This is a genomic window from Nonomuraea insulae, assembly GCF_042656245.1.
Genome location: NZ_JBHSPA010000110.1, coordinates 82,815 through 96,402 on the forward strand (window position 1 = coordinate 82,815; position 13,588 = coordinate 96,402).

Below are 13,588 nucleotides of genomic sequence, written 5' to 3' on the forward strand. Positions count from 1 at the left end.
CTAACTGGGAACAGTAGCAGCGCTCGCGTCCGATGCGAAGAGCGACCGCCGCGCAGGTCCGAGTAACCTCGAACCGTGCGTCCTGTTCTCGTTTACACCCTGTGCCGGATCCTGCTGTTTGGCGTGACCCTCGGTGTTCTGGCCCTGCTCGGACTGCAAAACCCGCTAGTGCTGATCCTGGCTTCTTTCTTGATCAGCGGCATAGCGAGCTACGTGTTGCTGTCCAAGCAGCGCGACGCCATGAGCGAACGCCTCAGCCACAAGATCGACCAACCGAAGCCACAAGACGACTAGGGCAGGGGGAACATGCCAATCCGGGCATGGTACTCCCGTCCGAGTCTCGTTGTGTCACTACCGACAAGTAGTCCACTGCCGTGCGCGTAAAACGCCTTCACACCGATGCCGCGCTCCCGCCCGGGATTCCAACTCAGAGCCTTTCCGGTACGCGGATGAATGGCGCCGATGCCGGGCCGTGACACCGCGCCAGGACCGGCGGAGTCGCGGCCCCGCGGATTGTCCAACCAGCGCTGATGCCCGCCGACGTAGACCGCCGCCCCGGTCGCCGAGACCGCGTAGAGCGAATCGCCGCCCGTGCTGTTGACCCAGGTCGGCCTGATGGCCGAGCCACTGGTGTAGGTCTCGAACCTGGCCGCCGTGTCGCACATCCCGCCTCTGGCGCCGCCCGTGGTGACGAGCGCGAAATAGCGTCCGTCGGGGGAGAAGTCGAGGCCGCGCACATAGGAGGGGAACGCGGGCGCGCACTTGCGCGCGTACACCTCGGTCCGCCACGGGGCCAGCCGCGCGGTGGCGCCGCCCACGTCGATCAGCCCGAGCTGCGGCCTGGACCGGCCGCCGAGCGTGGTGAACGAGCCGTCCACGGCGAGCCTGTCGCGGGAGAGCGCCAGCGCGTAGACCTTCACCGTCGACGTCAGTGACGCTCCCGGCGTGATGTCGAAGGCCGGGTCCGGCGCGCCCGTGGTGGCGTCGAGCCCGGCCAGCGCGGTGCGCGGCCGGATGAAGTCGCCGCCGACATAGAGCTTCGGACCCCGCCTGGCCAGCGCGCTCACCATGCCGCCGCCGATGCCCGGCTCGAAGCCGGGCACGAGAGTGCCGTCGGCCAGGTTGACCCTGGCCAGACCGCGGGCCGCCCGGTTGTCGATGCCCTCGAACTCGCCGCCGACGTAGACGGTGCCGCGGTCGCCGGCGGCCAGGCCGTGCACGGGGCCGCCGACGCTGGGCGCGAAGTCCTGCAGCACGCGGCCGGTGACCAGGTCGTAGGCGAACAGGTTGTCGCGCGGATGGATCGTTCCACGGTCCGGATCGCTCACTTCGCTGAACGAGCCACCGACGACGACGGTGCGCCCGATGACGGTGATGGCGTTGACGATGCCGTCGAGCACATGGGGGGTGCTGTCGATCGGGTCGGCCGACACGACGCGCGAATGCGCGACGGGAGCCGAGGCGATGATCGCCGCAAGGGCGACACGGGCAAGCATTCGCCAATATCTAGCAGACGTTGGGTAATCATGCTGCTACTTTCCGTCGATTGTCCCGGAAGGGCATGACAGCGGACCCGGGGGCTCCTCCCCATAGGCTGTGGGGCATGACGCGCGCTCAGTTGGACAAACAGCCGGATGAGGTCGCCGCGATGTTCGATCGCACCGCCCGGCGCTACGACCTGGTCAATGACGTAATCTCCCTCGGCCAGGTCAGGCTCTGGCGCAAGGCGGTGGCCGCCGCCGTCGACGCGGGGCCCGGGGAGCTCGTGCTCGACCTGGGGGCCGGCACCGGCACGTCCACCGACTCGTTCACCACGCTGGGCGCGCGGGCGATCGCCTCCGACTTCTCGCTCGGCATGCTGCGCACCGGGGTGCAGCGGCACGGCGGCAACGCGCTGTCGGGGCCGGGCGTGCCGTTCGTCGCGGGTGACGCGCTGCGGCTGCCGTTCGGCGACGGGGTGTTCGACGCGGTGACGATCTCCGTGGCGCTGCGCAACGTGCACGACACCGGGCAGGCGCTGCGGGAGATGGCGCGCGTGACCAAGCCGGGCGGGCGGCTGGTCATCCTGGAGTTCTCGCACGTGACGGTCGGCGTGTTCGACCTGGTCTACCGCGAATACCTGATGCGGCTGCTGCCGATGGTGGCCAAGGTGTTCGGGTCCAACGACGACTCCTACGAATACCTGGCCGAGTCGATCAGAGACTGGCCCGACCAGCCGACGCTGGCCCGGACGATCCAGGACGCCGGCTGGGAACGAGTGGCCTGGCGCAATCTCACGATGGGGATCGTCGCCGTGCACAGAGGGTTCAAGCCCGCCTGAGCTCGATCGTCAGCAGGTGGGCGTGGCGATGGTGCCGGTGGAGGATCACCTCCCTGGCGAAGCAGGCGACCTTGATCTCGGGGATGTAGTCCTCGAACAACTCGGGGCTCATGCCCGACCTGCACCAGATCAGCAGCGCCGCCCCGTCGGGCGTCGACCGGGTGTGGACGACGAGGGGCAGGCGGCCCTCCGGCGTACGCGTCGACGTACGCAGGCACAGGCCCTGGAACCGGTGGCGTACGATCAGCCGGCCCGCGGCCCTGCGCACCCCCGGGATCACGCCGCCGGCGAGCACCGCCCCCGCGAGCAGCAGTGCCGCCGCCGGCCCCAGCCACCGCAGCAGCGGGACGGCGACCATCGGAACGGCGCAGGCCAGGGCGATCTCGGCCCGCCATCGCCAGACCAGGCCCGTGGTCGCGATGAGGTCGTGTGCCCTGGCCACCTTCGGATGTTTCCTGGGGAAGCCGTCCCCGGGGCTGAACTTGCGCGGAGGCGGCTCACTGACCGGCTCCTCCTGGGGTGTGCCCTCCAGGATCTCCTTCTTGCGTGACTCGAACCGGGGGTCGCGGTATCTGCGCCCGCCCCGGGCCGACCGGTCGATCTCCCATCCCTGCTGTCTCGCGAACTCGTTGGATCCGCTCCAGAACCACCGGTTCACGGCGATGGTTAATCGCCGCCATCCACCCTTGTGATCTCCGCTGCCACGTGTAGCGTCGGCCATGTCCGCCGCTCCCATTTCCAGCTCTTCGGTCAGAGTCGGGTGCTGCGCGGTCACGGGCGGATGGGGTCCCACCATCCGCCCGCTCGCGTCTGGCGAAAACCTCGTTTCCATCTGGCCCGCTTTCCACTCTGCGGGCTACCCTTAGGGTGTGCCGGAGGGCGGCCCGGTGCAATTCCCGCAGAGATGACGGCGGGGATTCCTTCCGGAACGCAATTCATCCTTCCCGGCGACGATTGTGCCCAGCGCTTTCGGGCACATAAGTCGAACGTCCGAGAGGAGGCTGGGTGATCGGCGAGATCAATCCGATACTCCGTCGCCGGAAACTCGCCTCTGAGCTGCGGCGGCTTCGCGAGGACCTGGGGATCAACGGTGTTCAGGTGTCGCGGGCGCTGCACTGGTCGACCTCGAAGCTCTCCCGCGTCGAGACGGGACAGGTCGCTCCGTCCGTCAAGGACGTCGCCAAGCTGCTCAAGCACTACCAGGCGGAGGAAAACTCCGGCCTGCTGCTCGAACTGGCCGGTAACCACACCGCCAAGGCCTGGTGGGAGCCCTACTCCGATGTCCTGTCGGAGACCGCGCTGGAGTACATCGGGCTGGAGGACGGGGCGCGCAAGATCAAGGCCTGGAACAACAACGTTCTGCCCGGCCTGTTGCAGACCCGCCCCTACGCCACCGAACTGGCCCGGCTCTACCGCGCGGTCGAACTGGCCACGCCCACCCAGATCGAGCGCAGGACCCGGGCGCGCATGCGCCGCCAGCAACTGCTGACCGATGACCGGCTGACGTACACGGCGGTGGTGGAGGAGGCCGCTCTGCGCCGCAGGTTCGGCGAGGCCGACGTGGCGACGATGCGCGAGCAGTTACGCCATCTGCTGAAACTCTCCGACCTGCCGAATATCACCATTCATGTTCTGCTGCTGGAGCAGGCGCATCCGATCGACCTGTCGAGTTTCGTGCATCTGGAATTCCCCTCGATGCCGCTGCTCGGGCCGATCTCCGCGGACGTGGTCTACACCGAGGACTATCCGGCGCTGGAGCTGATCGAATCGGAGGAGCGGGTCTACCGCTATTTCTTGTTATTCGATCTTCTCCGGGAGGCCGCACTCGACGAAGAAGCATCTCGAGATCGCATCGCCTCACTGGCCGGGCTCTGATCGCGTGAGGCCCTGCTGCTAGCGTGACGATCATGACCGCGCTGCCACAGGCGACACGCCGTCCCCCTGGATCACAGAACGGGCCCCCGACTGCCACTATGTACAGGAAAAGCAGTAGACTACGGGCCGGTAAGTTTGTGAAGGGGTTCACAAAGGAACGAAGGCGCGACACCCCACAGCCTTCGAGCATGTAGGGACAGGATCAGTCCAGTGACCGTGCCAACAGCCATCGGCCAAGCGCAGGTGCTCGACGCCAGAGAGCGACGTAGGAGCCAACGAGTGGCGAAGCGGGCGCGACCATGAGCACTGCCGATGCAGACGTCATCGTCGTAGGCGCCGGTCCAGCCGGCTCCACGACCGCCTTCTATCTCGCGCAGGCCGGCCTCGACGTGCTGCTCCTGGAGAAGACCAAGTTCCCCCGGGAGAAGGTCTGCGGCGACGGCCTGACCCCCCGTGCGGTCAAGCAGCTGCAGAACATGGGCATCGACATCGACGCCCCCGGCTGGGTCAGGAACAAGGGCCTGCGCGTCGTCGGCGGGGGGCATCGCTTCGACCTCGACTGGCCGCAGCTCGATCGTTTCCCCGACTTCGGGCTCGTACGCACCCGCCAGGACTTCGACCAGATCCTCGCGGCCAACACGGTCAAGAACGGTGTGCACCTCATGGAGGGCGTCACCGTCACAGGACCGGTGCTCGACGACCGCAGCGGCCACATCGTCGGCGTGACGACCAAGGACGGCCGCGTCTTCCGCGCCCCCGTTGTGGTGGCCGCCGACGGCAACAGCACCCGCCTGGCCCTGGGCATGGGCCTGCACAAGCGGGAAGACCGCCCGATGGGTGTGGCCGTGCGGACCTACTTCGAGAGCCCGCGCCACGACGACGACTACCTTGAGATCTGGCTGGAGCTGTGGGCGGAGGAGCGGCTGCTGCCCGGCTACGGCTGGATCTTCGGCGTCGGCGACGGCACCGCCAACGTGGGGCTCGGCCTGCTCAACACCAGCGCCGAGTTCAAGAACATCGACTACCGGGACCTGCTGCGCCAATGGTGCAAGGCCATGCCCCCTGAGTGGGAGTTCACCGAGGAGAACATGACGGCCCCCATCCGCGGCGCCGCGCTCCCGATGGCCTTCAACCGGCAACCCCATTACACCCGCGGCCTGGTGCTCGTGGGAGACTCCGGCGGAGCGATCAACCCGTTCAACGGCGAGGGCATCGCCTACGCCATGGAGACCGGTGAGATCGCCGCCGAGATCATCGCGAAGGCCCTCAGGGAAGCCACCCCCGCGGAGCGAGAGCGGACCCTGCGGACCTATCCTCGAGTGCTGAAGGACGCCTACGGCGGCTACTTCACACTCGGCAGGTATTTCGTCGAGGCGATCGGAAAGCCGGGTGTGATGAGCTTCGGCACCAGGCACGGGTTGCCCCACCCGAGGCTGATGCGCTTCGCGCTCAAACTCCTTGGTAATCTCACCGACCGGCGAGGCGATGCGTCGGACATGATCATCAACGCACTCTCAAAGGTCGCGCCACGAGCATGAATCCCGCAATCAACAGATCTGGCTGCGCGCCCTCGCGCGCGGCGACTCCAGAGGAGGCGTAGCGATGGACCTTTACGTGCCCATCCTGGTGCTCGCCGTTCTCGCGGGGGGCTTCGCGATCTTCTCGGTCGCCATCGCTCCCTTCACCGGTCCCAAGCGCTGGAACCGCGCCAAGCTTGACGCCTACGAATGCGGCATCGAGCCGACGCCCCAGCCTGTCGGTGGTGGACGGTTCCCACTCAAATACATGATCACGGCGATGCTCTTCATCGTCTTCGACATCGAGATCATCTTCCTTTACCCGTGGGCCGTCTCGTTCGCTCCGCAGACGGACGACCTCGGCCGCGTGCTCTCCTCGGGCCTGGGGCTGTTCGCGCTCGTCGAGATGCTGCTGTTCATCGTCACCGTGCTCGTCGCCTACGCGTACGTGTGGCGCCGCAAGGGTCTGGAGTGGGACTGAAATGGGACTCGAAGAAAAACTCCCCAGCGGGTTCATCCTCAGCACGGTCGAAGCGGCCGCCGGATGGGCGCGTAAGAACTCCGTCTGGCCGGCCACGTTCGGCCTCGCGTGTTGCGCCATCGAACTGATGGCCACCGGTGGCCCCCACTACGACCTGGCGCGCTTCGGTATGGAGCGCGCTTCGGCATCTCCCCGTCAGGCCGACCTCATGATCGTCGCCGGCCGGGTCTCCCAGAAGATGGCCCCGGTCCTGCGTCAGATCTACGACCAGATGGCCGAGCCCAAGTGGGTCATCTCCATGGGCGTGTGCGCCTCCAGCGGCGGCATGTTCAACAACTACGCCATCGTGCAGGGCGTCGACCACATCGTGCCCGTGGACATCTACCTGCCGGGCTGCCCGCCGCGGCCCGAGATGCTCATCGACGCGATCGTCAAGCTGCACGACAAGATCCAGAACATGAAGTTCGGCGCGCACCGCGCCAAGCAGATCGAGGACCTCGAGCTGCAGGCGCTGCGGACGCTGCCGCTGATCGACCAGGGGGCCGCGAAGTGACCTCGCCCGACAACCTCCCCGGTAGCCCGGAAGGCGGGCAGACCCCGGAGGCGCCGCTTCCCGCGGTGCCCGAGTCGCCCGTCGCGCGGCGTGGCATGTTCGGGGCGGAGGACACCGGTGACACCTCCGGTTACGGCGGCCTCGTCGTACGCAGGGCGCCGCAGATCTCGACGCCCCGCCCGTACGGGAGCTACTTCGACGAGCTCGTCGACACCCTCGCGTTCGACGACGCGATCGAGCGCGTGGTCGTGGACCGCGGCGAGCTGACCCTGCACGTCAAGCGGGAGCGGCTGGTGGAGGTCTGCCAGAAGCTGCGCGACGACCCGGCGCTGCGCTTCGAGCTCTCGCTCGGCGTGTCCGGGGTGCACTACCCGCATCTGGCGGGCGAGGAGCTGCACGCGGTCATCCACCTGTGCTCGATCACCCACAACCGGCGTGTACGCGTCGAGGCCGGCGCACCTGACTCCGACCCGCACATTCCATCCACGGTGAGCGTTTACCCTGGTCATGACTGGCATGAGCGCGAGACGTACGACTTCTTCGGGATCATCTTCGACGGTCACCCCGCGCTCACCCGGATCATGATGCCGGACGACTGGGACGGTCACCCGCAGCGTAAGGACTACCCGCTGGGCGGCATCCCGGTCGAATACCGCGGCGCCACCATCCCGTCGCCCGACCAGAGGAGGAGCTACTCATGAGCACCGCTTATGACGAGGCGACCGAGGGCAAGGTCTACTCCGTCTCCGGAGCCGACTGGGACGAGGTCGTCACCAATGTGCGCGACCGCGAGGAAGAGCGCCTGGTCATCAACATGGGCCCGCAGCACCCGTCCACGCACGGCGTGCTCCGCCTGGTCCTGACGCTCGACGGCGAGACGGTCACCGAGGCGCGCGGCGTCATCGGCTACCTGCACACCGGCATCGAGAAGAACATGGAATACCGGACGTGGACCCAGGGGACCACGTTCGTGACCCGCATGGACTACCTCTCGCCGATCTTCAACGAGACGGCCTACTGCCTCGGTGTGGAGAAGCTGCTCGGCGTCGAGGACCGCATCCCGGACCGGGCGCAGGCCATCCGCGTGATGATGATGGAGCTCAACCGCATCTCCTCGCACCTGGTCGCGATGGGCACGTTCGGCATGGAGCTGGGCGCGACTACGCCGTTCCTCTTCGGGTACCGCGATCGTGAAATGATCATGGACCTGTTCGAGTACATCACCGGCCTGCGCATGAACCACGCCTACGTCAGGCCGGGCGGCGTCAGCGTCGACCTGCCCGCGGGGGCCGTGGACAAGGTCGGTGAGTTCCTCAAGGAGATGCCCAAGCGGATCAAGGACATCCGCAAGCTCCTCGACGAGAACCCGGTCTACACGCGCCGCACCAGGGACGTGGGCTACCTCGACCTGACCGGCTGCATGGCCCTGGGCATCACCGGCCCGATCCTGCGCGCCGCCGGGCTGCCGTGGGACCTGCGCAAGTCGCAGCCCTACTGCGGTTACGAGACCTACGAGTTCGACGTGGCCACTGAGCGCGGCTGCGACGTCTACTCGCGCTATCTCGTACGCATGAAGGAGATGGAAGAGTCCCTCAAGATCGTCGAGCAGGCCCTGGACCGCATCGCCGGCCCGCTCAAGGGTGACCCGGTGATGATCGAGGACAAGAAGATCGGCTGGCCCGCGCAGCTCGCGCTCGGCCCCGACGGGTTCGGCAACTCGCCCGACCACATCGCCCACATCATGGGAACCTCCATGGAGGCCCTCATCCACCACTTCAAGCTGGTGACCGAGGGCTTCAGGGTGCCGGCCGGGCAGGCGTACGCCAGCATCGAGTCGCCCAAGGGCGAACTCGGCGCCCACGTGGTGAGCGACGGTGGCACCCGGCCCTACCGCGTGCACTTCCGCGAGCCGTCCTTCTGCAACCTGCAGGGCTTTCCCGCGATGGCGGAGGGCGGCCAGATCGCCGACGTGATCGCCGCAGTGGCTTCTATCGACCCCGTCATGGGAGGTGTGGACAGGTGAGCGAGCTTGTCGAGCACACAATTAGACGCAGCACTCATGTCATGAGTGGGCCGGAGGCACGCTCATGACATATTCACCGGAGGTCCGGGAGCGTCTCGAACGAGACGCCAAGGAGATCATCGGGCGTTACCCGAAGACCCGCTCCGCCCTGTTGCCGCTGCTCCACCTCGTGCAGTCCGAGGACGGTTACGTCACGGACGACGGGCAGGAGTTCTGCGCGGAGATGCTGGGCGTCAGCAAGGCCGAGGTCACGGGCGTGGCGACCTTCTACACCATGTACAAGCGCAAGCCCGCCGGCGAGTTCCACGTCGGCGTGTGCATCAACGCGTTGTGCGCGGTCATGGGCGGCGACCAGATCTGGGACGAGCTCACCGAGCACGTCGGCGTCGGTCACGAGGAGGCGACCCCGGACGGCAAGATCTCGCTGGAGCGCCTCGAGTGCAACGCGGCCTGCGACTTCGCCCCGGTCATGATGGTCAACTGGGAGTTCTTCGACAACCAGACGCCCGACTCGGCCAAGCAGCTCGTGGACGACCTGCGTGACGGCAAGGACGTGCGGCCCACGCGCGGCCCGAAGAGGCTGTGCAGCTTCAAGGAGGCCTCGCGGGTGCTCGCCGGACTGCCCGACGACCTCGCGGGCGACGGTCCGTCGGCCGCCGGTGCCTCACTCGAGGGCCTGAAGGTCGCCAAGGCCAAGGGATGGAAGGCCCCAGAAGCATGACGACGACTTTGACACCGATCCTGACCGCGAACTGGGATCAGCCGAATTCCTTCACACTCGACGTGTACGGCGAGTATGAGGCGGCCAAGAAGGCGCTGGGCATGGAGCCCGACGCCGTCATCCAGTCCGTCAAGGACTCGGGCCTGCGCGGCCGCGGCGGCGCGGGCTTCCCCACCGGCATGAAGTGGGGTTTCATCCCGCAGGGCGACGGCAAACCGCACTATCTCGTCGTCAACGCCGACGAGTCGGAGCCGGGGACCTGCAAGGACATCCCGCTGATGATGGCCAACCCGCACGCGCTGGTCGAGGGCATCATCATCACCTCCTACGCGATCCGGGCCAACCACGCCTTCATCTACGTGCGCGGCGAGGTGCTCCACGTGATCCGGCGGCTGCACGCGGCCGTGCGGGAGGCGTATGAGAAGGGCTATCTGGGCAACGACATCCTCGGCTCCGGATATGACCTGGAGCTGGTCGTGCACAGCGGCGCGGGCGCCTACATCTGCGGCGAGGAGACGGCGCTGCTGGACTCGCTCGAAGGTTTCAGAGGTCAACCGCGGCTCAAGCCCCCGTTCCCGGCCGTGGCGGGCCTGTACGCCTCGCCTACTGTGGTGAACAACGTGGAGTCGATCGCCAGTGTTCCCTCCATCATCGGGAACGGCGCCGACTGGTTCGCCGGGATGGGCACCGAGAAGTCCAAGGGCTTCGGCATCTTCTCCCTCAGCGGCCACGTCACCAGGCCCGGCCAGTACGAGGCCCCGCTCGGCATCACGCTGCGCGAACTGCTCGACATGGCGGGCGGCATCCGCGAGGGTCACGAGATCAAGTTCTGGACCCCGGGCGGCTCCTCCACGCCGATCTTCACCGACGAGCACCTCGACGTGCCGCTCGACTTCGAGGCGGTCGGCGCCAAGGGCTCCATGCTCGGCACCCGCGCGCTGCAGATCTTCGACGAGACCACCTGCGTGGTCCGCACGGTGCTGCGCTGGACCGAGTTCTACGCCCACGAGTCCTGCGGCAAGTGCACGCCCTGCCGCGAGGGCACGTACTGGCTCAAGCAGGTGCTCAAGCGCCTGGAGAAGGGCCAGGGGGGCGAAGAGGATCTGGCCACGATCACCGACATCGCGGACAACATCCTCGGCCGCTCGTTCTGCGCACTGGGTGACGGCGCGACCAGCCCGATCCACTCCTCGGTGAAGTACTTCCGCGAGGAGTACCTCAAGCACTTCGAGATCGGCGGTTGCCCGTTCGACCCGAAGAAGTCCACTCTCTGGGGTGAGCAGTGACCGTCGTAGAAACCGAAACGAACCTGGTGACCCTGACCATCGACGGGTTCCAGGTCAGTGTCCCCAAGGGCACTCTGATCATCAGAGCCGCCGAACTGCTGGGCATCCAGATCCCCAGGTTCTGCGACCACCCGCTGCTCGACCCGGCGGCCAACTGCCGTCAGTGCCTGGTCGACATCCCCGACGCGGGCAACGGCCGCGGCTTCCCCAAGCCGCAGCCGTCGTGCGCGATCGACGTCGCCGAGGGCATGGTGGTGCAGACCCAGCTCACCTCGCCGGTCGCCGAGAAGGCGCAGCGCGGGGCCATGGAGCTGCTGCTCATGAACCACCCGCTGGACTGCCCGGTCTGCGACAAGGGCGGCGAGTGCCCCCTGCAGAACCAGGCCATGTCCAACGGCCAGGGCGAGTCCAGGTTCCAGGAGCAGAAGCGGACCTTCCCCAAGCCGCTGCCGCTGTCCACGCAGGTGCTGCTCGACCGCGAGCGCTGCGTCCAGTGCGCGCGCTGCATCCGCTTCTCCGACCAGATCGCCGGTGACCCGCTCATCGAGTTCTTCGAGCGCGGGGCCAAGGAGCAGGTGCGGGTCGCCGACGGCAAGCCGTTCAACTCCTACTTCTCCGGCAACACGGTGCAGATCTGCCCGGTCGGCGCGCTCACCGGCGCCGCCTACCGGTTCCGGGCCCGCCCGTTCGACCTGGTCTCCACGCCCAGCGCGTGCGAGCACTGCGCCTCCGGCTGCGCCCAGCGCACCGACCACCGGCGCGGCCGGGTCACCCGCCGCCTGGCGGGCAACGACCCGCAGGTGAACGAGGAGTGGAACTGCGACAAGGGCCGCTGGGCCTTCTCCTACGCCACCCAGCCCGACCGCCTCAAGCAGCCTCTGATCCGTAACGAGGAGGGCGTGCTCGTGCCCGCCTCGTGGCCGGAGGCGCTGGAGGTCGCGAGCAGGGGCCTGGCCAAGGCCCGCGGCAAGGCCGGTGTGCTGGTCGGCGGCCGGGTCACGGTCGAGGACTCCTACGCCTACGCCAAGTTCGCCAGGCTCGCCCTGGGCACCAACGACGTCGACTTCCGCGCCAGGCCGCACTCCGCGGAGGAGGCGCAGTTCCTGGCGCACGCGGTGGCCGGCAAGGGCATCGAGATCAGCTACGCCGATCTCGAGAACGCCCCGCACGTGCTGCTCGTCGGGTTCGAGCCCGAGGAGGAGTCGCCGATCGTCTTCCTGCGCCTGCGCAAGGCGTGGATGAAGAGGGGCCTCAAGGTCACCGCGATCGCGCCGTTCGCCTTCCCGAGCCTGGCGAAGATGGGCGGCACGCTCATCCGCACCGCGCCGGGCGCCGAGGCCGACGCGATCGGTGACCTGGTCGGCACGCTGGCCGAGGGCACGGTCGTGCTCGCCGGCGAGCGGCTGGCCACCGTGCCGGGCGCGCTGTCCGCCCTCGTACGCGTCGCCGCCGCCTCCGACGCCAGGATCGCCTGGGTCCCGCGCAGGGCCGGCGAGCGTGGCGCGGTCGAGGCGGGGGCGCTGCCCAACCTGCTGCCGATCGGCCGGCCGGTGGGCGACGAGACGGCCAGGGCCGAGGTCGCCAGGGCGTGGAACGTGGCCTCGCTGCCCGCCACGCCGGGCCGCGACACCGACGGCATCCTGGCCGCCGCCCGCGCCGGCGAAATGGACGCGCTGGTCGTGGCCGGCGTGGACCCCTACGACCTGGCCGACCCGGCGGCGGCGCTCGAAGCGCTCGAGAACACGCCGTTCGTCGTCAGCCTGGAGATCCGCGCCAGCGCCGTCACCGACCGCGCCGACGTGGTCCTGCCCGTCGCCTCCGTACAGGAGAAGGGCGGCACGTTCGTCAACTGGGAGGGCAGGGGCCGCTCGTTCGAGGCCCCGCTCAAGGTGCCGGGCCTGCAGTCCGACCTGGCCGTGGTGGGCAACCTGGCCGACCGGATGGACGTGCACCTGGGCCTGCCGGACGCCAAGGCCGCCCGGCGCGAGCTGTCCGGCCTGGGCTCCTGGCGCGGCAGCCGCATCAGCGCCCCGAACTCCCTGACCCGCACCCAGGAGGTGCCGGAGCAGGGGCAGGCACTGCTGGCCACCTGGCACCTGCTGCTCGACGACGGCAGGCTGCAGGACGGTGAGCCGTACCTCGCGGGCACCGCCCGCACCGCCGAAGCACTGGTCTCCGAGAGCACGGCAGCCGAGCTGGGCATCGCCGACGGTGACAAGCTCGTCGTGGGTGACACCGTGACGTTGCCTGTCCGCGTCGCCGACCTGCCCGACCGGGTGGTCTGGGTGCCCTCGAACTCCGGCGGCTGCTCGGTCACGCGTGACCTGCGCGCGGTGGCCGGCGACATCGTCACCATCGGGAGCGCATCATGACCCACGTTCTCGCGGCCGATCCCACCCTCGCCGACTTCGGCAAGGACCCGCTGTGGATCACCATCATCAAGGCCGTGATGTTGTTCGTCTTCCTGATGCTGGGCGTTCTGTTCGGCGTCTGGTTCGAGCGCAAGCTGATCTCGCGGATGCAGAACCGCTACGGGCCCAACCGGGCCGGTAAGTTCGGCCTCCTGCAGTCCGTGGCCGACGGCCTGAAGATGGGGCTGAAGGAGGACCTGTTCCCGCGGACGGTGGACAAGGCGCTCTATCTGCTGGCGCCGGTCATCATGGTGGTGCCGGCCTTCCTGGCCTTCTCGATCGTGCCGTTCGGGCCGGTCGTGAGCATGTTCGGGGTCAAGACCCCGCTGCAGCTGGTGGATCTGCCGGTGGCGGTGCTGTTCATGCTGGCCATGGGCGCCGTCTCCGTCTACGGCGTGGTG

The 13,588-nt window shown here is 68.0% G+C and carries 14 protein-coding genes; 12 read left to right on the forward strand and 2 right to left on the reverse strand.

What is annotated here, in order from left to right; genetic code table 11:
* Positions 1–75 precede the first annotated feature (75 nt).
* Positions 76–294: a DUF4229 domain-containing protein gene (locus ACFPZ3_RS61765; protein WP_379523756.1), complete on the forward strand. Its 219-nt coding sequence runs from the start codon at positions 76–78 to the stop codon at positions 292–294.
* Here the strand turns inward: ACFPZ3_RS61765 and ACFPZ3_RS61770 are convergent.
* Positions 291–1,496, reverse strand: a complete 1,206-nt coding sequence (locus ACFPZ3_RS61770) for a hypothetical protein (protein ID WP_379523757.1) — start codon at positions 1,494–1,496, stop codon at positions 291–293. The genes ACFPZ3_RS61765 and ACFPZ3_RS61770 overlap by 4 nt on opposite strands.
* 107 nt (positions 1,497–1,603) lie before the next feature.
* Between ACFPZ3_RS61770 and ACFPZ3_RS61775 the strand changes: the two genes are divergently transcribed.
* A complete protein-coding gene (locus ACFPZ3_RS61775) occupies positions 1,604–2,320 on the forward strand; it encodes a demethylmenaquinone methyltransferase (protein ID WP_379523758.1) in 717 nt (238 codons plus the stop codon).
* Here ACFPZ3_RS61775 and ACFPZ3_RS61780 read toward each other — a convergent pair.
* Positions 2,307–2,978 (reverse strand): hypothetical protein, encoded by a 672-nt coding sequence (locus ACFPZ3_RS61780; protein WP_379523759.1) that lies wholly within the window; start codon positions 2,976–2,978, stop codon positions 2,307–2,309. The two genes, ACFPZ3_RS61775 and ACFPZ3_RS61780, sit on opposite strands and share 14 nt — an antisense overlap.
* 347 nt (positions 2,979–3,325) lie before the next feature.
* Between ACFPZ3_RS61780 and ACFPZ3_RS61785 the strand changes: the two genes are divergently transcribed.
* The 10 genes from ACFPZ3_RS61785 to ACFPZ3_RS61830 all read left to right on the forward strand — a co-directional run.
* Complete coding sequence (locus tag ACFPZ3_RS61785; RefSeq protein WP_379523760.1) at positions 3,326–4,195, forward strand: helix-turn-helix domain-containing protein; 870 nt, start codon at positions 3,326–3,328, stop codon at positions 4,193–4,195.
* A 299-nt stretch (positions 4,196–4,494) separates the two neighbouring features.
* A complete protein-coding gene (locus tag ACFPZ3_RS61790; RefSeq protein ID WP_379523761.1) occupies positions 4,495–5,733 on the forward strand; it encodes a geranylgeranyl reductase family protein in 1,239 nt (412 codons plus the stop codon).
* 64 nt (positions 5,734–5,797) lie between these two features.
* Positions 5,798–6,193: an NADH-quinone oxidoreductase subunit A gene (locus tag ACFPZ3_RS61795; protein ID WP_379523762.1), complete on the forward strand. Its 396-nt coding sequence runs from the start codon at positions 5,798–5,800 to the stop codon at positions 6,191–6,193.
* Between the two features lies 1 nt (position 6,194).
* On the forward strand, positions 6,195–6,746 hold the full coding sequence (locus tag ACFPZ3_RS61800; protein ID WP_379523763.1) for a NuoB/complex I 20 kDa subunit family protein: 552 nt from the start codon (positions 6,195–6,197) through the stop codon (positions 6,744–6,746).
* Positions 6,743–7,447: an NADH-quinone oxidoreductase subunit C gene (locus ACFPZ3_RS61805; RefSeq protein ID WP_379523764.1), complete on the forward strand. Its 705-nt coding sequence runs from the start codon at positions 6,743–6,745 to the stop codon at positions 7,445–7,447. The genes ACFPZ3_RS61800 and ACFPZ3_RS61805 overlap by 4 nt, the downstream gene beginning before the upstream one ends.
* Positions 7,444–8,769 carry an NADH-quinone oxidoreductase subunit D gene (locus tag ACFPZ3_RS61810; RefSeq protein ID WP_379523765.1) on the forward strand — a complete coding sequence of 442 codons (1,326 nt, stop codon included), beginning with the start codon at positions 7,444–7,446 and terminating at the stop codon, positions 8,767–8,769. The genes ACFPZ3_RS61805 and ACFPZ3_RS61810 overlap by 4 nt, the downstream gene beginning before the upstream one ends.
* 64 nt (positions 8,770–8,833) lie before the next feature.
* A complete protein-coding gene (gene nuoE / locus ACFPZ3_RS61815) occupies positions 8,834–9,490 on the forward strand; it encodes an NADH-quinone oxidoreductase subunit NuoE (protein ID WP_379523766.1) in 657 nt (218 codons plus the stop codon).
* The gene (gene nuoF, locus ACFPZ3_RS61820) at positions 9,487–10,776 is read left to right on the forward strand and encodes an NADH-quinone oxidoreductase subunit NuoF (protein ID WP_379523767.1); all 1,290 of its coding nucleotides are present in this window, start codon (positions 9,487–9,489) and stop codon (positions 10,774–10,776) included. Before nuoE ends, nuoF begins: the two co-directional genes overlap by 4 nt.
* Positions 10,773–13,148 (forward strand): NADH-quinone oxidoreductase subunit G, encoded by a 2,376-nt coding sequence (locus ACFPZ3_RS61825; RefSeq protein WP_379523768.1) that lies wholly within the window; start codon positions 10,773–10,775, stop codon positions 13,146–13,148. Before nuoF ends, ACFPZ3_RS61825 begins: the two co-directional genes overlap by 4 nt.
* Positions 13,145–13,588 (forward strand): NADH-quinone oxidoreductase subunit H (locus ACFPZ3_RS61830; RefSeq protein ID WP_379523769.1); only part of this gene is annotated, 444 nt, incomplete at its 3' end. The genes ACFPZ3_RS61825 and ACFPZ3_RS61830, both read left to right, overlap by 4 nt.